Origin of the sequence: Streptomyces sp. NPDC048297, from assembly GCF_043201585.1 — a bacterium.
GTDB lineage: Bacteria > Actinomycetota > Actinomycetes > Streptomycetales > Streptomycetaceae > Streptomyces.
Genome location: NZ_JBICZA010000007.1, coordinates 253,117 through 274,202, shown reverse-complemented (window position 1 = coordinate 274,202; position 21,086 = coordinate 253,117). Strand labels below are relative to the sequence as shown.

Genomic DNA, 21,086 nt, shown 5'->3' with positions numbered 1-21,086 from the left:
GATCGCGTCTCGCCTGAATCACGGTACGGCGCGGCAGAGTTGGACAAAAGGGCGTGCCCCGTTTCCGTGGACGACACGCGGGTTGTGGACAACTCGGCCACTCGATCGAGTGAGGATCTGGCCCCGCCGACCGGGAGATCGCGGATGGGGGCCCGGCCCCCGGGCCCCCGGACCTGGGAGCGGGCACGCCGTCCGAGCCTCGGACCGATCAGCCGACTCGTCGGTTCGTCGGCCACCCGGTCCGCCGACCCCTCGGTCCGCCGCCCCCTCAGTCAGCTGGCCCCGCGGTCAGCCGACTCCTCGGTCCGCCGACCCCCGACCCGTCGGCCCGTCGGCCCGTCAGGATCGTTCCGCCACCGACGCGGGATCGTCGAGGACGGCTCGGACGACCGAGTGCGCGGCACCCAGCAGCGGACCCTCCGGGCCCAGCCCGGACACCGTCACCGGGCAGGCGGGCCCCGTCGTGCGTCCCGTCAACTCGGTCTCCAGGGACGGCAACAGCCAGGGGGAGAGGCCGGCCAGTGCCCCGCCCAGCACGACCGTCTCGGGGTCGAGCAGATTCACCGCCCCGGTCAGGGCGATGCCGAGCGCGGCCCCGGCGTCGCGCAGAGCCTGCCGCACGGCCTCGTCACCCTCCTCGGCCCGCTGCGCGAGCAGCCCGACCACGTCCTCGCCCGATGCGAGTCCGGCCGCGCGCAGCACGGCTTCCATGCCCGCGTACTGCTCCAGGCAGCCTCGTCCGCCGCACGCGCAGGAGGGTCCGTCGGGCTGGACGGGGACATGACCGAGTTCGCCGGCGAAGCCCCGTGTGCCGCGGAGCAGTTGCCCGTCCACGATGACCGCGGCACCGATGCCGATCTCCGCCGACACGTGCAGGAAGTCGCGCGGGGTGCCGGTGCCGAGCCACAGTTCGGCCAAGGCGCCGAAATTGGCCTCGTTGTCCACGGTCAGCGGCAGCCCCTTGGGCGGCAGGGCAGCGAGGTCCGTGTCGTGCCAGTCGAGGTTCGGCGCGCGTACGACCGTACGTCCGTCCCGGGCCACGAGACCCGGCACGGCGACCGCGAGCCCGGCGGGCCACAGCCCCTCCTGCTCCGCCTCGGCCACGACGTGGCGGACCAGTGCCGTCAGCTCCTTGATCACGGGTTCGGGGCTGCGACCCCGGTTCGCGAGGTGCCGCACGGCCCGTGCGCGGACCGTGCCGCGCAGGTCGACCGCGCACACCGCGAGGTGGTCGACGCCGATCTCCGCGCCGATACCGGCGGGACCGTGCCCGCTCAGCGCGAGCGCCGATCCGGGCCGTCCCACCCGGCCCGGCCGCCCGGGGCCAAGTTCCTCCAGCAGCCCCTGACGGATCAGCTCGTCCACGAGGGTCGACACCGCTGCCCGTGTCAGGCCGATGTGTGACGCGACCGCCGCCCGCGACAGCGGCCCCTCCGCCCTGACGGCATGCAGGACCCGCGCCAGGTTGCGCCGGCGCATGCCCTGCTGGGTGTCCGGCAGGGCGTGTCCCGTTCCGGATGGATGGGTCCCGTGCAGCGGTGCGGTCATGCCTCCGTCAATCCTCGTATGTGTGTCGACCTTCGCGTGCGCGTCCACCTTCGTGCGCGCGTCCACCTTCGTGCGCGCGTCAATCTGCGTACGTACGTGCGTACGTACGGGCAGCCGGACCTGGTCCGGGGGCCAGGTCCGGGCCGCGTCCTCAAGCGGGCCCGGCTCCCCGTCCGCCCCCGGCGTCCATGGCCGGGTTCAGCTGGACTCCGTCCCCCGCTCCAGCAGGGGGGCCGCGTCGGAGAGCACCCCGGTGATCCGGTTCAGCGTCTCCACGTCCTGTTCGACCGCCTCCAGCACCGGTCCCGCGGCCGTGTTCCAGCGCCGGGCCACCGCGGCCGGGTCCTCGCCGGTCAGCAGGCCCGCCGCCTGTGCCGCCGCACCGAGGGCGACCAGTTCCCGCGCCTCGGGCACCTGGACCGGCCGCCCCGACAACCGCCGTACCGTCTGCTGCCACGCCGTTCCCCGGGCGCCGCCGCCGATCAGCAGCAACGGGGTGCTGCGGTCCGCGTCCTCGTCGAGGACCAGGTCGAGCGCGCCGAGCAGCGCGTGCACCGCGCCGTCGTAGGCCGCCTGCAACAGCTGGCCGGCGGTCGTGTCGTGGCGCAGCCCGTGCAGCAGTCCGGAGGCGTGCGGCAGGTTCGGCGTGCGCTCGCCGTCCAGGTACGGCAGCAACGTGACGGACGTGCCGGGTTCTACTGCCTCACGGTCGAGGTTCAGCAGGGCGGCGACGCGGTCCACGGCGAGGGTGCAGTTCAGGGTGCAGGCCAGCGGCAGCCAGTCGCCGTGCGCGTCGGCGAACCCGGCCACGGTGCCGGTCGGGTCGGCGGGGCGGTGCCGGGAGACGGCGTACACGGTGCCGGACGTGCCGAGGCTCAGCACGGGGGTGCCCGGATACAGCCCGAGTCCGAGGGCGGCGGCCGCGTTGTCGCCGGTGCCCGGCGCCACCAGGGTGCCCTTGGAGAACGGCAGGTCGTGGCTGTCGCGTACGGTGCCTGCCACCTCGCCGGGCCGCACCACGCGCGGCAGCAGCGCCGGGTCGAGGCCGACGTGCGCCAGGGTCTCCTCGTCGTACGTCTCCGTGCCGGACGCCCACCAGCCGGTCCCGGACGCGTCGCCGCGGTCCGTGGTGCCCTCGCCGGTGAGATGCCCGGTCAGGTAGTCGTGGGGGAGCCGTACCGCCCGGGTGGCCCGGACCGCGTCCGGCTCGTGCTCGGCCAGCCAGGCCCACTTCGTCACCGTGAACGACGCGCCGGGGACACTGCCGGTGCGCTCCGCCCAGGCCTTCGGCCCGCCCAGTTCCTCGACGAGCCGGCGGGCCTGCGGCGCCGAGCGGACGTCGTTCCACAGCAGGGCCGGGCGTACCGGCTCGCCCCGCTCGTCCAGGGTGACCAGGCCGTGCTGCTGGCCACCGATCGACACCGCGGCCGCCTCGTGCGCCGCCTCACCGCACTGGCGCAGCGCCTCGCACAGCGCGTCCCACCACTGGCGCGGATCACTCTCCCGTGCGGCGCCGGACGACACGGTGTGCGGCGCCTGTCCGCTCGCCACGACCTCTCCGGTGGACACGTCGACGACCAGCGCTTTCGTGGACTGGGTGGAACTGTCCACGCCGACGACGAGTGGACCCTCGGATGCTGACATCGGGCTCTCCCTCTTCCGCGGTTATGCGGGATGTGCTCTGAGCGGGCGACGGCGTCTGTCGATGACATCGATCCGCGCCGATTCTGTCATCGAGGACACCCGGTCCCTTCCCAGGGACGTGTTCGCATATTAATTTGTAAACGGCCATGACGAAATAGCCGTACGCACCGAGGAGTCACCGCATGAGCTACCAGCCCACCCCAGAGGACAGGTTCACCTTCGGCCTGTGGACCGTCGGCTGGCAGGGAAGGGACCCGTTCGGCGACGCCACCCGCCGTGCCCTCGACCCCGTCGAGACCGTGCGGCGCCTGGCCGCGCTCGGCGCCCACGGCGTGACCTTCCACGACGACGACCTGATCCCCTTCGGGTCCTCGGACACCGAGCGCGAGTCGTACGTCAAGCGCTTCCGTCAGGCCCTGGACGCCACCGGCATGACCGTCCCCATGGCCACCACGAACCTCTTCACGCACCCCGTCTTCAAGGACGGCGCGTTCACCGCGAACGACCGCGACATCCGCCGCTACGCCCTGCGCAAGACCATCCGCAACATCGACCTCGCCGTCGAGCTGGGCGCGAAGACGTACGTCGCCTGGGGCGGCAGGGAAGGCGCCGAGTCCGGCGCCGCCAAGGACGTGCGCGCCGCACTGGACCGCATGAAGGAGGCCTTCGACCTCCTCGGCGAGTACGTCACCACCCAGGGCTACGACATCCGCTTCGCCATCGAGCCCAAGCCGAACGAGCCGCGCGGCGACATCCTGCTGCCCACCGTCGGCCACGCCCTGGCCTTCATCGAGCGACTGGAGCGCCCCGAGCTGTACGGCGTCAACCCCGAGGTGGGCCACGAGCAGATGGCCGGCCTGAACTTCCCGCACGGCATCGCGCAGGCCCTGTGGGCGGGCAAGCTCTTCCACATCGACCTCAACGGCCAGTCCGGCATCAAGTACGACCAGGATCTGCGCTTCGGAGCCGGCGACCTGCGGTCCGCCTTCTGGCTCGTCGACCTTCTGGAGAGTGCCGGGTACGAGGGGCCGCGCCACTTCGACTTCAAGCCGCCGCGGACCGAGGACCTGGACGGCGTGTGGGCGTCGGCGGCCGGCTGCATGCGCAACTACCTGATCCTGAAGGAGCGGTCGGCCGCCTTCCGCGCCGACCCTGAGGTCCAGGAGGCGCTGCGCGCCTCGCGCCTGGACCAGCTGGCCCAGCCCACCGCGGCGGACGGTCTGCAGGCTCTGCTCGCCGATCGCACGGCCTTCGAGGACTTCGACGTCGAGACCGCCGCGGCCCGCGGGATGGCCTTCGAACGGCTTGACCAGCTGGCGATGGACCACCTGCTGGGCGCACGGGGCTGATCACATGCACGCGCGCGTGGGAGGCGGCCGATCCCGCGTCGCCTCCCACGGCGCTCCGCGCTCGCGGCGCGCTTCAGGTGACCTGAAGGTGACCTCCGGACGGGCAGATGCCCTCAGGGACATCAGATGCCCTCAGGGAGCCGGACGTACGTCACGGTCGTCCTTATGCCGCTGTCGACGAGGCGCCCCTCGGCGTAGAACGCGCCCGTCCCCGCGACCACGAGGGGCGATCACCCTTGAACCTCGCGAGGAACTCCACACAACTGCCGGATGTACGAACAGCGGCCGGCACTCGTCGGGTCGAGCCCGGGGCCGCAGCCCCGGGCTCGAAATGCCGTCAGGTCGGCTTGGCCTCCCAGCTCACCGAGATGCCTTGATGATGCGTCAGCCGGGCGTCTCCGAAAGGGCCTCCAAGTCGATCCCTGCCGCAGCCAGTGCCGCGTCCAGTGCCGCGGCCGGGTCCCGGTCCGCCGGTCCCGCCGGGGCCCAGTGCCGGCCCTCCTGACGGAACGGCCACCAGTGGCCCTCCCGGTCGAGACGTAGTTGCACGCCTTCGCCGACGACGGTCCAGTGGTTGCCGTCGGTCCGGAACGACGGCCGTTCCTCCGCTTCCCAGGCTTCCGCCAGAGCCACGCGTGCGCGTGCGAGTGAGACCGTGTCCACCTGCCACTGCTCGTCCAGGACGGCCAGCGCCGCGGCGCCGCCCAGTCGCCAGGCACGGACGGCCAGTTCGAGCCCGTCACGCCCTCGGGCCGATCCTTCGGCGAGGCGCCCGGTGACGGCATCCGGAGCGGTCTCGCCGGCAAGCCGGACGGCGTCCTGGCGCGCCGTCAGCGCCCCTGTGGGAGCCTGCCCGTCCCCGCTGCCGTGGAGCGCCCGAGCGAGCAGCCCATGGGCCTCCACGGCCGTTCGCCGGGCCAGGTGACGCAGTGCCGCGGGATCGATCCCGGGTGCCGGTGCCGACTCGGCGTCGAAGGGCGGGGGTTCGCCGGGTGCGTCCGGCAGGTTCGGCACGGCGGGCAGCGGGGGCAGGATGTCCGATGCCGCCCAGGCCTCCACGGCGTCCACGCCCGCCGAATCGGCCGGCTCCTGACCGGGTGCGGCGCTGCGCAGGTGCAGTTGTTCCAGGAAGGCGCTCTTTCCCAGACCGCGCATCAGCAGGAGCACGAAGGGATCCTCGTCCAGCAGGCGTGCTGCCTGGTGACAGAGGGCGGCGGTGTGCCCGCAGTGGTCCCAGACGCCGCAGTCGCACTCGGGCTCCAGTTCGCCCAAGCCCGGAAGCAGGTCGATGCCTGTGACCGCCGCGTCCTCGATCAAGTGCGACGACAACTCCCCGTCGAGGAGCGCCGCGAGGTGTCCCGACCGCTCGACGGCCAGATCGAGAAACCGGCCCCACTGCGCCTCGGACAGCTCCGGTACCAGGACGTCGGCCCGGTGCGCCGCGCCGCCCTGGTCGCGGACGACGGCGGTGACCCGGCCCGGCCGCACCGTCACCGCGCCCACCCTTCCCGCGCGCGCGAGCCTGCGCCCCGCCTTCACGGCGGCGCCGTCCAACGCCGCGTCCTCCAGAGCGGCCAGCCAGGCGCGGCCCCACCAGGTCTGCGCGAAGGCGCGCCCGCGCGCGGGCGGCAGCGCGGCGAAGGTGCGCTCCGGGACGCGATCGTGCTCGTCGTTCATCGGGCCTCCCCGCGCAGCTCCACCAGGGCCGCCAGTTCCGTGTCCGTCAGCTCGGTCAGCGCGGCCTCGCCGGCGCCCAGGACGGCGTCGGCCAGGGCCCGTTTGCGTGCGAGCATCTCCGCGATGCGGTCTTCCATGGTTCCCTCGGCGATCAGCCGGTGCACCTGCACCGGGCGGGTCTGCCCGATGCGGTACGCGCGGTCCGTGGCCTGTGCCTCGACCGCGGGGTTCCACCAGCGGTCGTAGTGCACGACGTGATCGGCACGGGTGAGGTTCAGGCCTGTTCCGGCGGCCCTCAGCGACAACAGGAACACCGGAACCTCTCCTTCCTGGAAGCGCTGTACCAGCGCGTCGCGTTCGGCGACCGGGGTGCCGCCGTGCAGCAATTGCGAGGCCACACCCCGGGCCGACAAGTGCTGTTCGAGCAGGCGCGCCATCCGTACGTACTGCGTGAAGACCAGTACGCCGGAGCCCTCCGCGAGGATCGTGTCGAGGAGTTCGTCGAGCAGTTCCAGCTTCCCCGAGCGTCCGTGGAGCTTCGGGAGGTCCTCCTTGAGGTACTGCGCCGGGTGGTTGCAGATCTGCTTCAGCCCGGTCAGCAACTGCACGATCAGGCCGCGCCGGGCCATGTCGTCGGCCTCGGCGATCCGGACCAGGGTCTCGCGTACCAACGCCTCGTACAGGCCGGTCTGTTCGGGTGTCAGTGGTACGGGGTGATCGGTCTCCGTCTTCGGTGGAAGCTCGGGCGCGATGCCAGGGTCCGACTTTCTGCGCCGCAGCAGGAAGGGCCGCACGAGCCGGGCGAGCCGCTCGGCCGCGGCGGGATCCCGGCCGCCCTCGACCGGCTGTGCGTACCGGGCCCGGAAGGTGCCGAGGCGGCCCAGCAGCCCCGGAGTCGTCCAGTCGAGGATCGCCCACAGCTCGGTGAGGTTGTTCTCCACCGGTGTGCCGGTGAGCGCCACGCGTGCGCGTGCTCCGATGGACCGCAGCGCACGCGCGGTCGCCGAGTACGGGTTCTTCACGTGCTGAGCCTCGTCGGCGACGACCATGCCCCAGGGGACCGCCGCCAGTTGCGCGGTGTCCACGCGCATCGTCCCGTAGGTCGTGAGGACGAACTCGTCGTCCGCCAGGGAGCCGAGCTCGCGTGCGGGCCCGTGGAACCTGCGCACCCGCACGCCGGGCGCGAACCGTTCGATCTCACGCTGCCAGTTGCCGAGCAGAGAGGCCGGACAGACCACGAGCGTGGGACCCGCCGCCGAGGGGTCCGACCGGCGGTGCAGATGCAGGGCGATCAGCGTGATTGTCTTACCGAGTCCCATGTCGTCGGCCAGACAGCACCCCAGCCCCAGGGCGGTCGTCCGGGCCAGCCAGCCGAGACCGCGCAGCTGGTAGTCGCGCAGGGTGGCGGCGAGCGCCGGCGGCTGCCCGATGGTATGCGCCGTCTCCGGGGCCGCGAGCAGCTCCCGCAACTGCGCCGTCCACCCGGTGGGCCGCACCTCGACCCGGTGGCCGTCCACCTCGGCAGAGCCCGTGAGGGCGGCTGCCAGCGCATCGACGGGGGTCAGGGAGCGGTCCTGCCGGGCCTGTGCGCGGCGAGCTTCCCCGGGGTCGACCAGGACCCAGCGGTCATGGAGCCGTACCAGGGGACGCTTGGCCTCGGCCAGGCGGTCCAGTTCCTGCCGCGACAGCTCCCTTCCGTCGAGCGCGAACCACCAGCGGAACCCGACCGTGGCGTCGGTCGTGGCCTCGGTCGACAGGAAGGACGGCAGGGAGGACGGCAGGGAGGACGGCAGTGCCGGCCCCGCGCCGTTGGATCCGTCCGCGGCCGTCCCGTCGTCCGGCGGCCCCACGGCCCCGTGCGCGGTCAGTTCGCGCGACAACTCCTTCGGCCAGTGCACGTCGACCCCCGCGGCGGCCAGTGCCCGCGCGCCGTCACCCAGGAGTTCGACGACCTCGTCGTCGGCAAGGTTCACCGCGTCGGGGACGGTGGCCGCCAGCAGAGGTGCCAGTGGTGACCAGGCGCGCGCCGCGCGCCGCAGTGCCAGCAGCGTGTCCGCTCGCGCGCGTGGGCCGTGGACGCCGGGCACGGCCGCCGACGAGGCCCACAGATCGGCGGCGTCCACGACGTCCGAGCCCCCGCTCGCGCCGTGCACCTGCAGCACGGCCCGGAACCGCACCGGAGCCCCGTCCTCCGGTACGGCGTCAAGGAGACCGGGTGCCTCCACCCGCAGCGACATCCGCAGACCCGTGTCATGGTTCGCGGCGATGTCGTCGGCCCATGCCCGGAGTCCGGGCAGGCGCTGCGGCTCGGACACGGCGTAGGCCGCGCCGGCGGTCACCATCGCCGCGGCGGGTGAGCGGGGGAGCGTGTCGGCGACCGCGTCAAGGAAGGCGCGCACCAAGTGCTCGGGATCGGGCAGCCGGTCCGGTCCGCCGGCGGCGACCGGTACGGCGTGTGCTTCCGGAGGCATGGCGGCGGCGAGGGCGCGGACCATGTCCGCATCACGCGCGGACAGTGGCCCCACCCGCCACATGTCGTGGTCCTCCTCGGACAGGCCGGGCAGGAGCAGGCCTCGCGCCAGGAAGTGCAGCGCGAGCATGCCGGCCGCACCCCAGAAGGCGGCGGTCCGGTGACTGCCGGACTCGGCACGCGCACGCGTGAGCATCGGCAGGGCGGTCGCCAGAGGAAGCCGCACGGCTGGAAGCCGCGCCCGCTCCACGGCTGCGTCCGGAGTCGGCAGCAGCAGGTCCAGTTCCCCGACGACGCCCTGAGGCACTGCGGGGACGACGTCGCCGTCCGGCCGCCAGAAGGCCATCACGCCGGCGCGGGCCGGATCGGACGGGACGAATACAGCGTGGCAACGGGCCAGCTCGGACAGTGGAGAGGGTGGTGCCGGTGACATGCGCTGCACAGCTCTGCCGCACTCCTCAAATTTGACTACTCGCCTCGGAGTCGCCGAGGGTACAGGACGCGGCAGGAAGGCCAACAACGCCTAGTCTGTGATGTGGACCACTGGATGTGGACCACTAGAGGGTGCGCCTCAGGGAAGTCTCAGGGTCGGCGGCCGGAACCGCGGGGAGCGCGGTGCCGTTCTCAGTGCAGAGAGCGGTAGTGGTCGAGAAGGAGGCGACGTTCATGTCCAACAATGCGAAGATCGCCGCAGGGGGAGTGGCGGTCGGGCTCATCCTGCTGATATGGCTCCCCTGGTGGGTGTCATTCCTCATCGTGGTCGGAGTCCCGGCAGCGGCGTACCTGGCACTGGACCCCTCGCAGCGACGCAGGCTCCGCCGAGTCGCCCGCAAGGAGATCGGCCGCTGAACCGAGCGGTCCGGGTTCGTCCCTCGCGCTCGCAGCGGACGCGCGTCGGAGCATCGGGGGCCACGTCTTCATCGACGCCGTGGCCCCCGCGGGCTCAACTGGGTCGTACGGCCATCTTGTCGAGCGCCTCCAGCAGGCCCGGCAGCTCAGGTCCCCGGCCCACCGGCACGACCTCGCCCGGCTTCTCGTCCAGCAGGACGAACGCGATGTCGTCCGTGCGGGCCACGATCGACCAGCCGGGTCCGTCGGCACGCAGCGTCCGGGCGTCGCCGGGAGCGAACGAGGAGCGCACCCGTCCCAGCGGCGGCGGCGATTCTATGTATGCCCGCGCCTCCGACAGCACGCGCCGGATGCCCGGGTGCCCGCTCCTCGGCGCGCTCTCCGCGGCCTCCGTGACAGCCGTCCGGGCGGTCTCCACCTGCGCGGTCTCCGTCTGCGCGTCCGTCGGGCTCTGCGAGGCCTCCGCCGCCTCCGGCTTCGCGCCCGGCATGGGGAAGTCGTCCTCGCTGATCCGCCCCCGCCACGCCGCCCACTGCAGCGCGATCTCGTCGGCGCCCAGGCGCCGCTGGGCCGGTCCCCAGAAGCTGGTGTCCGGCGGAGCCAGTGCCGGCTGGTCCGTCGCATCCGGTCCGGGGTCGTGCGGAGCGGGCACGCCGGGCGCGGCGACGGCCACTGCCAGGGGCCAGCCCGGGAGCGCGGCCACGACGGTGTGCTCCTCCGGCGACAGCTCGTACTCCATACCGCAGTCCCAGGAGGCGATCGCCACGGCGACCAGCGAGACGTCGTCGATCACGACCGTCCAGCGGGCACCCTCGCCGTCCTGGCCGATGACCAGCCCGTACCCGTCGGCGAGGGGCGCCAGCCCCAGGGCCGCGCAGGCCTCCGGATAGTCGTCACCCAGCACGCTCGGAAATTGCGCCGGCGTCAGCAAAACTGCCGTGAGTACGTACAGCGCATCGTCCGCGGCGGCGACGGCGCCGTCGTCCGTCCCGGCCATCCCTGCCTCCAGTGGTTCGTCCATCGGCGCGCACCCTAGTGCGAGCGGAAGGTACTTGTCACGACACCACACATCACGCGGACCTGCAGGTTTCCACCTGGACGTGGGCGAAACACCTCTGTTCCGCGGACGATTTCCGCTCAGGCCGCCGGCAGCCCGAGCAGGTCTCGTGCCACCGCACCCGGCGACGCGTCGCGCTCCCGGGCGAGCGCGACCACCGCACGGCAGGCCAGCTCGCTCACGCCGAAGGACAGCGCCTCCGGCGACACCCACGCCGAAGCCTCGTCGATCCGGTCCTCGTCGCCATCCGCACGGGCTGCCACATAGGCGGCCGCGGCCTCGAACAAGTTGTGCGTTCGCCTCTCCGGTTCGTTCGCACCCTCCGCACGCGGGAAGCGGCGGAGTCTCGCGGCGTACGCACGCATCATGTCGATCACGTGAGCCACCTTCCCCCTGGACGGAGTCGTAGCCGAACGCTCATCTGCCGCTGCTCAACATAGAGTTGATACTCCGGCAGAAGAAGGGGCATGAAGTGGTGAAGCGCTTCGAGCGGCTCGAGCGGCTCGAGCGGATCCGCCGGATGGATCCGGTCGCGGACGCCTTCGAGATCTACCAGCTCAGTGTGGCGTTCGAATTCCCCTGGGACTACACGAGGGCCCTGGAATTCGCTCTGTACCGCACCTATGCCGTCCCGAGCATCGGCCGTCTGATCGCCGAGACGGCGGAGCTGACCGAGCGTCCCCAGAAGCGGTACGACGACACGGTGCTCCTCCTCGACACCGTCGTGGAACACGGCTTCACCACCGAAGAGGGCCGTACCGCGATCCGTCGCGTCAACCAGATGCACCGCAGTTACGACATCAGCGACGACGACATGCGCTACGTGCTGTCCACTTTCGTGGTGATGCCCAGGCGATGGATCGACGCCTACGGCTGGCGGCGCCTGTCGCGGCACGAGATCGTCGCCGCCACCGAGTACTACCGCACCCTCGGCCGTCACATGGGCATCCCCGACATCCCCGAGACCTACGAGGAGTTCGAATCCCTCCTCGACGCCTACGAAGAGGCCCACTTCGCCTGGGACGAGCGGTCGCGGGAGGTCTCCGACGCCACACTCGGTCTGGTGACCTCCTGGTACCCGCGCCCGCTGGCGCCGCTGCTGCGCACCGCGACACTCGCCCTGCTCGACGAGGCCCTGCTGCGCGCCTTCCGCTATGAGGCGCCCGGCGCGGCCACCACCGCCCTCGTGCGCCGCGCCGTATGGACCCGCGGCCGGCTGGTCCGGCTGCTGCCACCGCGCCGCAGCGCGCACTTCGCACGGCAGAACCGGGAGGTCAAGAGCTACCCGGACGGCTACCGTCCGGCGGACCTGGGCACCCGCCCGGTCCCGGGACTGCGCGGGTGCCCGGTCAGACACCGGGACACCTCAGCCGCCGACGGCCTCGAGTGAGGCAAGGGTGTCGCGCAGCCGGGCGTGTTCGGCCCGGCTCGTGGCCCGCGCGATGGCGAGGACGCCGCGCCGGAACGGATCGTCCACCTCCTCGGCGCGCAGCGGCCGGTCACCGCCGTAGAAGAAGCTCGCCGGCTCCTCAAGGAAGGCCGGCCGGCGCCGCAGTTCCCGTCCGCCCTCCCCGGTCAGGGTGAGCGGTGTCATCGCGGACACCAGGGAGGGCGCCGTGCAGCAGGCCGAGTTCGACGGCAAAGGGAGCCGGACCCGAAGGCCGGGCGCCCCATTGCAGGGCCACCAAGAAGGTAATGGGGGGCCGTGGCGATGGCGTTGCACCGGGGGAAGGGCTGACGATTGACCGCGTCTTCCTTCCGGGCGAACACAGCAGTGAACTGCCCGGCAGAGAGCGGCTGGAGGCCGCCGCGGTGCGCGTGGTGACGGTGCCCGGCGCCGGACACAACGTCATGTTCGACAACCCCAACGCCTTCGTGGCAGCCGTCGCGGGACGGCACTGAGCCCGCAGGGACCTCAGCAGGGACCCCAGCCAGGACCCCAGCAGGGGCCTCAGCCCTTGCGCACCCCCAGCGCGAGGAAGCGGGAGTCCTCGTCGACGTACGACGTCATGCGCCAGCCCGAACGGGCCAGGAGCGGACCCAGATTTGCCTCGGCCCGCAGGTCGTCGGGGGTGATCTGCCGTCCCTGGCGAGCCGCGAGGGCCGCCCGGCCGATGGGGTGGAACAGCGCGAGCGTGCCGCCGGGCCGCACCACCCGGGCCAGCTCCCGCAGGTTCTCGACGGGCCGCGGCAGGTGCGCGATCAGGCCCGCGGCGAACACGGCGTCCAGGGAACCCGACCGCAGGGGCAGCGCGGCGACGTCCGCGAGCAGCAGAAGACCGTCGCGGCCCCTGCCCGCGCGCACGGCGGCCTGGAGCATCGCTGGAGTCAGATCGGCACCCAACACCACCCCGGAGGGCCCCACGGCGGCACGCAGGGGCGGCAGGGCGCGGCCCGTGCCGCATCCCGCGTCGAGTACCCGGTCGCCCGCGCGCAGGCCCAGCTCGGCGACGGCGGCGGCGAAGGCGGGGCCGTCGTCGGGAAACTTGCGGTCCCAGTCGGCCGCTCGCGCGGTGAAGAACTCCTGGACGCGTGTGTGGTCATCGCTCATGTTTCGCATGATCCCTCACCGTTCAGAGTGGCACTCCTGCGCACATGTTCGAACGGGACGCGATCGTTCCGTCTCATCTCCGCGTCATATTCCAACACCTTTCGAAAGGCGCCCCCTTTGCGCGCCCCTGCTCCAGCTAGCGTCCCGGGGCCATGGGACACATGGACCACGCCGCCTTCGGCTGGCTGACCCCCGTTCTGTCGTACGTGATGGCCTGCATAGGCGCCGCACTCGGACTGCGCTGCACCATGCGCGCGCTCGCCACCACCGGCCGCCCGCGCCGCAACTGGCTCGTCACCGCCGCCTCCGCCATCGGCACCGGCATCTGGACCATGCACTTCGTGGCCATGCTCGGCTTCAGGGTCAGCGGTACCGACATCCGCTACGACGTGCCGCTGACCATCCTCAGCCTCGTCGTCGCCATGGTCGTCGTCTGCGCCGGAGTCTTCGCCGTCGACTACAGCCGGGACCGCAACCGTGCGCTCCTCATCGGCGGCCTGACCACCGGGTTGGGCGTCGCCAGCATGCACTACCTGGGCATGGCGGCCGTGCAGCTGCACGGCGACGTCGCCTACAACCCGGCGCTCGTCGGACTGTCGGTCCTGATCGCCGTGGTCGCGGCCACCGCGGCGCTGTGGGCGGGCCTGAACATCAAGTCGCCCGTCGCCGTCACCCTCGCCTTCCTGGTCATGGGAGTGGCCGTCAGCAGCATGCACTACACCGGCATGTTCGCGGTCGGCGTGCGGGTCGAACCCTCCAGCGAGGCGCTGCCCGGGGCCACGGCGATGCAGTTCATCTTTCCCCTCGCCGTGGGCCTCGGGTCCTACCTGTTCCTCACCTCGGCCTTCGTCGCCCTCTCGCCCAGCGCCGACGAGCGTGAGGCCTCGGCCTCGGCACAGCGGCCCGTCGAGAGCGCTGCCCGCTAGCTGGGAACCCGGCTCGAGAGCCCGCCCGCCGGTCCGCCTGAGAGCCCGCCTACGACTCCGCCTGAGAGCCCGCCTACGACTCCGCCTGAGAGCCCGCCTACGACTCCGCCTGAGAGCCACCCGCGCGTCCGCCTGAGAGCCGCCCGCGAGCCCCGACCCACGTCCCGAGCGAGGAGGCCATGCGCCCAGCCCGAAGCACACCGAAAGCCGGCCCCGTGACGCAGTCCCCGCCCCCGCGCCGCGGCCGACGTGCGCACGCCGGGCCGCCGGCCGACGAGACGGTGGCCATGCTCCCCGGCACATCACCGGACGGTACGCCCGCGAAGGCCGGCCGCTGGCGGATGCGCCCCCGGGCCGTGCGCGCCAAAGTGGTCTGCCTGCTGATGGTGCCCGTCGTCTCCCTGCTCGCCCTGTGGGCCTACGCCACCGTCAGCACCGTCCAGGACGTCGCGAGGCTGCGCCAGTCCCAGCGCGTCGAGGCCGAACTGCGTGCCCCCGTGGCCGCGGCCGTCACCGCCCTGCAGACCGAGCGTGCCGCCGCCGTGCGGTACGCCGCGGATCGGGACGCGGCCCGCGGAGACGACCTGCAAGCTCTCGCGTCCCGCACCGACCGGGCCGTGGCCGATCTGCGGCTCGGCGCCGACAGCACGGTCGCCGACAGCCAGGAACTGCCCTCCGAGGTCACCCGTCGCCTCGAAGCCTTCGTCGCCGGCACCGAACGGCTGCGCACCCTGCGGACGGCCGTGCTCGACCGCAAGACCGGCTGGGGCGAGACATACGGCCAGTACACGCGGACCATCGCGACCGCCTTCGCCGTGGACGGGGCCCTGACCGGCATCCAACAGGCCGACGTGGGCTCCGACGCGCGCGTGCTGCTCGAATTCTCACGCGCGGCCGAAGCGCTGGCCCAGGAGGACGACGTCCTCGGCAGCGTCCGCCCTGCCGACGGCCTCCAGGGCGAACGGCTGCGCCTGTTCGACGCGGCCGTCGCCACACGCCGCACCTTCACCGAGGCGGCCGTCGCCGACCTCCCAGGGACCCAGCGCGCCGCCTGGCACCAGCTCACCAGCGGCGACGCCTGCACCACCCTCACCACCGCCGAGGACAAGATCCTCACCGCCGGCCCCACCGCCAAAGCGGTCGACACGTCACCCGGCGCCGCCTGGACCACCGCCCACGCGCGTGTGCAGAACGGCATGGGCGCCGTCGCGGCGGACACGGGCCGTGCCGTCGCCGGCCGCGCCGACCCCTACGCCCGCGGCCTGCTCAGCCCGGCGGGCGCGGCGGTGCTCTTCGGCCTCGTGGCCGTGGTCGCCTCGCTCGTCATCTCCGTCCGCATCGGACGCGCCCTCGTGGTCGAGCTGGTCAGCCTGCGCAACGACGCCCTGGAGATCGCCCGCCGCAAACTCCCCGCGGCCATGGGGAAGCTGCGCGCAGGCGAGGAGATCGACATCCGGGCCGAGGCCCCCGCCGGACCACCCGCCGAAGACGAGACCGGGCAGGTGGCGGAAGCCCTGACGACCGTCCACCGTGCCGCACTGCACGCCGCGGTGGAGCGCGCCGAACTCGCCAGCGGCATCTCCGGCGTGTTCGTCAACCTCGCCCGCCGCAGCCAAGTGCTGGTGCACCGCCAACTCAGCCTCCTGGACAGCATGGAGCGCCGCTCCGACGACCCCGACGAACTGAGCGACCTGTTCCGCCTCGACCACCTCAGAAGGGGCGGTGGCCGTGAGGGCGGGGTGGCCGGTCCGCGCGGCGACGGCGGAGGGAGGTGGGGAGGCGTCAGGCACGTGCGCGTGGGCGCGTTTTTCCGGGGGTGGTGCTTTCTCCTCCAGGGCCCGGTCCGATGCGGAGCCGGTGTGCAGCAGGGCGGTGGGCAGCAGGACGACGGCGGTGGTGCCTCCGTAGGGGGAGGTGCGCAGGTGCACCTTGAACTCCCGCCCCTTCCGCCCCCGCCCCCTCGACCCCCGCGCACGAGCCCTGGCCTCCCGGAGTCACCGCCCTGAGGCCACACCGCCCGCCCAGCGAATCCGACCCCTCCGAGAACCTCCCTCGCCGTGTGCGCCAGGCGAGCCTCGCCCCCCAGCTCCGCCGGCAGCGCACCGGTGAACCGGCATCCGGACCGGCACCGCGCGGCGACGAGCGGCGCACACCCGAACTCGTACGGGACGGCATGACGGCCTACCGCGACGGCTGGACACGCGGAGCAAGCGGACAGCCCGGCCGCGGCTCGGCTTTGGAACCTGGCACGGGCACCGACAAGACCCAAGGAGACCCGGCATGATCCAGGACCACGACATGAGGGCCGCCCAGCGATCCGGCGAACTCGACTGGCTGCTGGACGACCTGGTGACGCGGGTGAGAGAGGTGCGGCACGCCATCGTGCTGTCCAACGACGGTCTGGCCGTCGGCGCCTCGGCCGGCCTCGCACGGGAGGACGCGGAACATCTCGCCGCCGTGGCCTCCGGTTTCAGCAGCCTCGCCAAGGGCGCGGGACGGCACTTCGGAGCGGGCGGCGTACGCCAGACCATGGTGGAGATGGACGACGCCTTCCTCTTCGTGGCAGCGGCCGGCGACGGCTCCTGCCTCGCGGTTCTCACGGCGGCCTCGTGCGACATCGGCCTGGTGGCCTACGAGATGGCACGCCTGGTCAAGCGGGTGGGCGAACACCTCCGCACGGCACCGCGCGTCGCCGCCCGGCCGCCCGCCGCCGGATGAGCCGGAGGGGGCACCACGGATCGACCGAGAACCCGAGCGGCGGTCCGCGGAAGCCGGACAGCCAGTGGTACGACGGCGAGGCCGGGCCCCTGGTCCGCCCCTATGCGATGACCGGCGGGCGCACACAGCCGGGCCCCACCGGAGCGCGCTTCGACCTGGTCGCGCTCGTCACCCTCGACCCCGCGGCACCGGCCCTGGACGACGACACCGCGCTCGGCCCCGAACACCGCACCCTGCTCGATCTGTGCCGCACGGAGACACAGTCGGTCGCCGAACTCGCCGCGGACGCGGACCTCCCCGTAGGGGTGGTCCGGGTGCTCCTCGGCGACCTCGCGGAACGGGGCTGTGTCACCGTCAGTCGTCCGGTGCCCCCGGCACGCCTGCCGGACGAACGGATTCTCCGCGAGGTGATCGAGGGGCTGCGGGCCCTGTAGATGAACGCACACGACCAAGCGGTCACCACCGCGCGCACCGCCCCGTACGCGTCCCGAAACCGACCGGGCGCGAGTCGGTCACATCAGGCGCGTTTCAGTCCTCAACCCCCACAGGGATGGCGGAGTCGTCATGATGCTGACTTCATCCGCCGCTCCCCACGACCGCAGTCGGCCCACCCGAGAGAAGTGATCATGGTCTCCGAGCACTCCGACGCCGCCGGCGACGCCTCCGCCCTGGCGCTGAAGATACTGGTCGCCGGCGGGTTCGGCGTCGGCAAGACGACCCTCGTCGGGGCCGTCAGCGAGATCCGGCCGCTGCGCACGGAGGAACTGCTCAGCGAAGCGGGTCAGTTGGTGGACGACACCGACGGAGTGGACCACAAGGTCACCACGACCGTGGCCATGGACTTCGGACGCATCACCATCCGCTCCGGCCTCTCCTTGTACCTCTTCGGGACACCGGGCCAGGACCGCTTCTGGTTCCTGTGGGACGAACTGTCACAAGGCGCCCTCGGAGCCGTGGTCCTCGCGGACACCCGGCGACTGGAGGACTGCTTTCCGGCGGTCGACTACTTCGAGCACCGGCGCATCCCCTTCGTGGTGGCCGTCAACTGCTTCGCAGGGGCGCGCGCCTACGCCGCTCACGACGTCTCCCGCGCCCTCGACCTGGACCAGGGGACTCCCGTGGTCCTGTGCGACGCGCGGGACCGGGCCTCCGGCAAGGACGTACTGATCCGCCTGGTCGAGTACGCCGGGCGGATGCACACCGCCCGGCTCCTGGACTCGGTGAGCTGAACCGACGCCTCAGCTCGACACGCCGTTCATCGCGACCACCTTGTCGACAGTGACCCTGACCAACAGCTCACCCGGGACGCCGTTTCGCGCGCCGAACTCCTCGGCGCGTTCATCGCCCATGTACCGTGCGGCGATCCGGGTGGCCCAGTGGCGCACCTCGGCCAGGTCGTCCGAGAGCCGGGCGCGTCCGTTCAGCGTCACGAAGGAGAACGGCGGTCGGTCGTCGTCCACGCAGAGCGCGACCCGTCCGTCACGGGTGAGATTGCGCCCTTTCACGGTTTTCTCACCGGTGTTGAAAACCAGGTCGTCGCCGTCCAGCAGGAACCAGATCGGAGCGAGATGAGGGCTCCCGTCGGCCCGGACCGTCGCCAGCTTCCCGGTGCGGGTGCCGTGCGAGACGAACGCCCGCCATTCCTCGTCGGTCATCTTCTGTGCCATACGCCCATCCTGCTTGCCCGGACGGCGGCGGTGGGGAAGGCTGGCGGAGAAATCCTCCGGCCAGGGGGAGACGTCACACGGGGAGACGGAACATGGCGCAGAACCAGAGACTCGGCTGGCTCCTGGACGATCTGACCGAGCGGGTCGACCACGTACGGCACGCGCTGGTCCTGTCGAACGACGGGCTGGTCACCGGTGCGAGTACCGGCCTGCGCCGCGAGGACGCCGAGCATCTGGCCGCCGTCGCCTCCGGCCTGCACAGCCTGGCCAAGGGGTCGGGGCGCCACTTCGGCGCGGGTGGGGTGCGGCAGACGATGATCGAGTTCGACGACGCCGTGCTGTTCGTCACCGCCGCCGGCGCCGGGAGCTGTCTGTGCGTGCTCAGCGGCGCGGAGACCGACATCGGCCAGATCGCCTACGAGATGACGCTGCTCGTCAACCGCGTCGGCGAACACCTGGGCGTGGGCGCCCGGCAGCCCGAGCACACTCCGACAGCGGACTTCTGACACTTCAACGAGAGTGGGCTTCTGACCTGCTCGTTCGTCTTCACCCATGGAGTTATCCACAGGCTCACATCACGGTGCGTGAATCCGGCTACGGTGTGTGCACGGCTTACGCACAAGGCGTGAGCGACCCACTCCACGGGGGAGTACGACCATGTCCGCAAGCACCTGCGCCCCACCCCGCTCCATCACCTGCACGCCGAGTCACGCGGCCCGGGAACTGGGCCTCAGGCGAGGGGAGTTCGACCTGGCGGTCCGTCTCGGCCGCATCCGGACGGTGCCCGACGAGGGCGGTGGGGGAGGCCGTCGGGTCGAGCGGACGGAGCTCGACCGGCTGCGCGCCCAGGACGGCTTCCCGGAAACCCTCCGGCAGCGCGTGCGGGTCGTGGGCACCGCGGAGGGGGCCGCGCTCATGAAGATCCCGGCGGGCAGGTTCACCCGCCTCGCGCGTCTGGGACTGCTGGTCCCGGTCCGCTTCTACCTGAACCGCTACCGAGCTGTGGTGTGGCTCTATCTGGCCGAGGAACTGAGGGAGTTCGTGGCCGCCGACGAGAACGCGTCCCTGCTCAAGGGGCGTACGCCCGAGACCCTGAGGAGCCAGGTCGCGGCGGGTGTGGACCTGCGCGCCCGCAACTGGCGCGGACGGCATCTCGGATTCCTGCTGCGACAGGCCGAGGATCCGTGGGCGAGGGCCGGGGCCATGGCCGCCTTCCTCTCGCCCGTCGAGGTCGCGGACGTCGTCCGCGATCCCTCCGAGCGGGCCCGGTTGAACCGGCTGCGGCCCGCGTCGCTCGACCACAGTGCCCCGGGGTCGCCCTCCGCGCACCTCGCGGAGGAACTGATGACGGCGCACGACGCGGACGAGATCGCCTGGCTCCGAAGCGAGCTCGCTCAGGCGGTGCGGGAGGCACGCGCCCACTCTCCCGCCCCGCGCCCGGCCCCACGACACGGCTCGCCCACACCGCCGAATCCCGCACCACGGCTCGCGCCCACGCACCGGGTCGTGTCCGCGCCTTTGCCGCGCACCGAGCCCGCGCCCGCCGCCCGGAAGTCCGCGCCGGAAGAGCCGCGCACACCGCGAGGACTGCGCGCCTGGCTGCGCCGCAGAAGCCCCCGCCCCCGGCATGCGGAGGCCGAGGCCTGAACGCCAGAGGCCCGAGGCTGAACACCCACGACGGGTGTGACGGGTGTGACGGGTGTGACGATGTGGCCTACTGCGGAGCGGCCACTTGGAGGGACCTGAAGAGGCCCTCCTGGACGACCGAGACGAGCAGACGTCCCTGAAGGTCGTAGATGCGCCCGCGAGCCAGACCCCGGCCGCCCACCGCGACCGGCGACTCCTGGTCGTACAGGAACCACTCGTCCGCGCGGAACGGCCGGTGGAACCACATGGCGTGGTCCAGGGACGCCATGTCGAAGTTCCGCGGGCCCCACAGGGGTTCGATCGGAATGCGGACCGCGTCGAGCAAGGTCATGTCGCTCGCGTAGGTCAGCGCGCAGGTGTGCACCAGCGGGTCGTCGCCGAGCGGCCCGACCGCGCGCATCCACACGGCGCTGCGCGGCTCGGCGCCCTGGATCTCCTCGGCGTGCCAGCGCAGCCGGTCGACGTAGCGGATGTCGAAGGGCTGACGGCGCGCCATCAGCTCCAACTGCTCGGGCAGCGCGCCCAGATGCTTGCGGATCTCCTCGGTGACCGTCGGCAGCGACTCCGGGTGCGGCATCTCGCGGGCCGGCGGCAACTGATGCTCGAACGGTCCTTCCTCAGGCTTGTGAAAGGAGGCGGTCAGATTGAAGATCGTGCGGCCCTGCTGCACCGCCGTGACCCGGCGCGTCGTGAACGAACGTCCGTCGCGGACCCGCTCCACCTGGTACACGATCGGCACGCCCGGCCGGCCCGGACGCAGGAAGTACGCGTGCAGCGAGTGCACGGGCCGGCCGCCGTCCGTGGTGCGCCCGGCGGCCACCAGCGCCTGGCCCGCGACCTGGCCGCCGAAGACCCGCTGCAGGGACTCCTGCGGGCTTCGGCCACGGAAGATGTTGACCTCTATCTGCTCCAGGTCGAGCAGGTCGACCAGTGTGTCGGCCGGGTTCGTCATCGGTGGGTTTCTCCTTGGCTCGCGGCCGGGC

20 protein-coding genes and 2 pseudogenes are annotated in these 21,086 nt (G+C 72.2%); 12 read left to right on the top strand and 10 right to left on the bottom strand.

Translation table 11 applies throughout. From position 1 onward, the window contains the following. Positions 1 to 339: 339 nt before the first annotated feature. The gene (locus ACGFYV_RS10735) at positions 340 to 1,548 is read right to left on the bottom strand and encodes an ROK family protein (protein WP_393878003.1); all 1,209 of its coding nucleotides are present in this window, start codon (positions 1,546 to 1,548) and stop codon (positions 340 to 342) included. Between the two features lie 198 nt (positions 1,549 to 1,746). Beyond that, positions 1,747 to 3,192, bottom strand: a complete 1,446-nt coding sequence (gene xylB, locus ACGFYV_RS10730) for a xylulokinase (RefSeq protein ID WP_393878002.1) — start codon at positions 3,190 to 3,192, stop codon at positions 1,747 to 1,749. A 182-nt stretch (positions 3,193 to 3,374) separates the two neighbouring features. Between xylB and xylA the strand changes: the two genes are divergently transcribed. After that, the gene (xylA, locus tag ACGFYV_RS10725; protein WP_393878001.1) at positions 3,375 to 4,541 is read left to right on the top strand and encodes a xylose isomerase; all 1,167 of its coding nucleotides are present in this window, start codon (positions 3,375 to 3,377) and stop codon (positions 4,539 to 4,541) included. 384 nt (positions 4,542 to 4,925) lie between these two features. Here the strand turns inward: xylA and ACGFYV_RS10720 are convergent, their stop codons facing one another. Together ACGFYV_RS10720 and ACGFYV_RS10715 are read right to left on the bottom strand one after the other, a co-directional pair. Continuing rightward, complete coding sequence (locus tag ACGFYV_RS10720; protein ID WP_393878000.1) at positions 4,926 to 6,218, bottom strand: SWF or SNF family helicase; 1,293 nt, start codon at positions 6,216 to 6,218, stop codon at positions 4,926 to 4,928. Then, positions 6,215 to 9,121, bottom strand: coding sequence for a DEAD/DEAH box helicase (locus ACGFYV_RS10715; protein ID WP_393878020.1), 2,907 nt, complete (start codon positions 9,119 to 9,121; stop codon positions 6,215 to 6,217). Before ACGFYV_RS10715 ends, ACGFYV_RS10720 begins: the two co-directional genes overlap by 4 nt. A gap of 233 nt (positions 9,122 to 9,354) precedes the next feature. Between ACGFYV_RS10715 and ACGFYV_RS10710 the strand changes: the two genes are divergently transcribed. After that, complete coding sequence (locus ACGFYV_RS10710; RefSeq protein WP_393877999.1) at positions 9,355 to 9,537, top strand: hypothetical protein; 183 nt, start codon at positions 9,355 to 9,357, stop codon at positions 9,535 to 9,537. A 94-nt stretch (positions 9,538 to 9,631) separates the two neighbouring features. On the opposite strand, the gene ACGFYV_RS10705 is transcribed toward ACGFYV_RS10710, so the two are convergent. Together ACGFYV_RS10705 and ACGFYV_RS10700 are read right to left on the bottom strand one after the other, a co-directional pair. Continuing rightward, entirely contained in the window at positions 9,632 to 10,534 is a 903-nt protein-coding gene (locus ACGFYV_RS10705) for a hypothetical protein (RefSeq protein ID WP_393878019.1), read from the bottom strand. Positions 10,535 to 10,674: 140 nt separating this feature from the next. Next, positions 10,675 to 10,959: a hypothetical protein gene (locus tag ACGFYV_RS10700; RefSeq protein ID WP_393878018.1), complete on the bottom strand. Its 285-nt coding sequence runs from the start codon at positions 10,957 to 10,959 to the stop codon at positions 10,675 to 10,677. A 155-nt stretch (positions 10,960 to 11,114) separates the two neighbouring features. On the opposite strand from ACGFYV_RS10700, the gene ACGFYV_RS10695 reads away from it, so the two are divergent. Continuing rightward, positions 11,115 to 11,984, top strand: a complete 870-nt coding sequence (locus ACGFYV_RS10695; protein ID WP_393878017.1) for an oxygenase MpaB family protein — start codon at positions 11,115 to 11,117, stop codon at positions 11,982 to 11,984. Here the strand turns inward: ACGFYV_RS10695 and ACGFYV_RS10690 are convergent. Next, a pseudogene (locus ACGFYV_RS10690) lies at positions 11,961 to 12,149 on the bottom strand (PadR family transcriptional regulator); the annotation flags it as partial. The gene ACGFYV_RS10695 and the pseudogene ACGFYV_RS10690 sit on opposite strands and share 24 nt — an antisense overlap. Before the next feature lie 173 nt (positions 12,150 to 12,322). Here ACGFYV_RS10690 and ACGFYV_RS10685 point away from each other — a divergent pair. After that, a pseudogene (locus ACGFYV_RS10685) lies at positions 12,323 to 12,496 on the top strand (alpha/beta hydrolase); the annotation flags it as partial. A 49-nt stretch (positions 12,497 to 12,545) separates the two neighbouring features. Here the strand turns inward: ACGFYV_RS10685 and ACGFYV_RS10680 are convergent. Beyond that, the gene (locus ACGFYV_RS10680) at positions 12,546 to 13,154 is read right to left on the bottom strand and encodes a class I SAM-dependent methyltransferase (protein WP_393877998.1); all 609 of its coding nucleotides are present in this window, start codon (positions 13,152 to 13,154) and stop codon (positions 12,546 to 12,548) included. Positions 13,155 to 13,297: 143 nt separating this feature from the next. On the opposite strand from ACGFYV_RS10680, the gene ACGFYV_RS10675 reads away from it, so the two are divergent. From ACGFYV_RS10675 to ACGFYV_RS10650, 6 genes are all read left to right on the top strand, one after another. Next, positions 13,298 to 14,071 (top strand): MHYT domain-containing protein, encoded by a 774-nt coding sequence (locus ACGFYV_RS10675; protein ID WP_393877997.1) that lies wholly within the window; start codon positions 13,298 to 13,300, stop codon positions 14,069 to 14,071. Between the two features lie 215 nt (positions 14,072 to 14,286). Beyond that, complete coding sequence (locus ACGFYV_RS10670; protein ID WP_393877996.1) at positions 14,287 to 16,077, top strand: nitrate- and nitrite sensing domain-containing protein; 1,791 nt, start codon at positions 14,287 to 14,289, stop codon at positions 16,075 to 16,077. A gap of 53 nt (positions 16,078 to 16,130) precedes the next feature. Next, the gene (locus tag ACGFYV_RS10665; RefSeq protein WP_393877995.1) at positions 16,131 to 16,355 is read left to right on the top strand and encodes a hypothetical protein; all 225 of its coding nucleotides are present in this window, start codon (positions 16,131 to 16,133) and stop codon (positions 16,353 to 16,355) included. After that, on the top strand, positions 16,352 to 16,789 hold the full coding sequence (locus ACGFYV_RS10660) for a roadblock/LC7 domain-containing protein (protein WP_393877994.1): 438 nt from the start codon (positions 16,352 to 16,354) through the stop codon (positions 16,787 to 16,789). Before ACGFYV_RS10665 ends, ACGFYV_RS10660 begins: the two co-directional genes overlap by 4 nt. Next, positions 16,786 to 17,223, top strand: a complete 438-nt coding sequence (locus tag ACGFYV_RS10655) for a DUF742 domain-containing protein (protein ID WP_393877993.1) — start codon at positions 16,786 to 16,788, stop codon at positions 17,221 to 17,223. Before ACGFYV_RS10660 ends, ACGFYV_RS10655 begins: the two co-directional genes overlap by 4 nt. A 192-nt stretch (positions 17,224 to 17,415) precedes the next feature. After that, positions 17,416 to 18,018, top strand: a complete 603-nt coding sequence (locus ACGFYV_RS10650; protein WP_393877992.1) for an ATP/GTP-binding protein — start codon at positions 17,416 to 17,418, stop codon at positions 18,016 to 18,018. A gap of 9 nt (positions 18,019 to 18,027) precedes the next feature. Here the strand turns inward: ACGFYV_RS10650 and ACGFYV_RS10645 are convergent, their stop codons facing one another. Beyond that, on the bottom strand, positions 18,028 to 18,456 hold the full coding sequence (locus ACGFYV_RS10645) for a PPOX class F420-dependent oxidoreductase (RefSeq protein WP_393877991.1): 429 nt from the start codon (positions 18,454 to 18,456) through the stop codon (positions 18,028 to 18,030). A gap of 92 nt (positions 18,457 to 18,548) precedes the next feature. On the opposite strand from ACGFYV_RS10645, the gene ACGFYV_RS10640 reads away from it, so the two are divergent. Both ACGFYV_RS10640 and ACGFYV_RS10635 read left to right on the top strand, forming a co-directional pair. Beyond that, positions 18,549 to 18,962 (top strand): roadblock/LC7 domain-containing protein, encoded by a 414-nt coding sequence (locus ACGFYV_RS10640; protein ID WP_393877990.1) that lies wholly within the window; start codon positions 18,549 to 18,551, stop codon positions 18,960 to 18,962. 151 nt (positions 18,963 to 19,113) lie between these two features. After that, complete coding sequence (locus ACGFYV_RS10635; protein WP_393877989.1) at positions 19,114 to 20,103, top strand: DUF6397 family protein; 990 nt, start codon at positions 19,114 to 19,116, stop codon at positions 20,101 to 20,103. Between the two features lie 67 nt (positions 20,104 to 20,170). Here ACGFYV_RS10635 and ACGFYV_RS10630 read toward each other — a convergent pair whose 3' ends face one another. Further along, positions 20,171 to 21,055 carry an acyl-CoA thioesterase gene (locus ACGFYV_RS10630; RefSeq protein WP_393877988.1) on the bottom strand — a complete coding sequence of 295 codons (885 nt, stop codon included), beginning with the start codon at positions 21,053 to 21,055 and terminating at the stop codon, positions 20,171 to 20,173. Positions 21,056 to 21,086 lie beyond the last annotated feature (31 nt).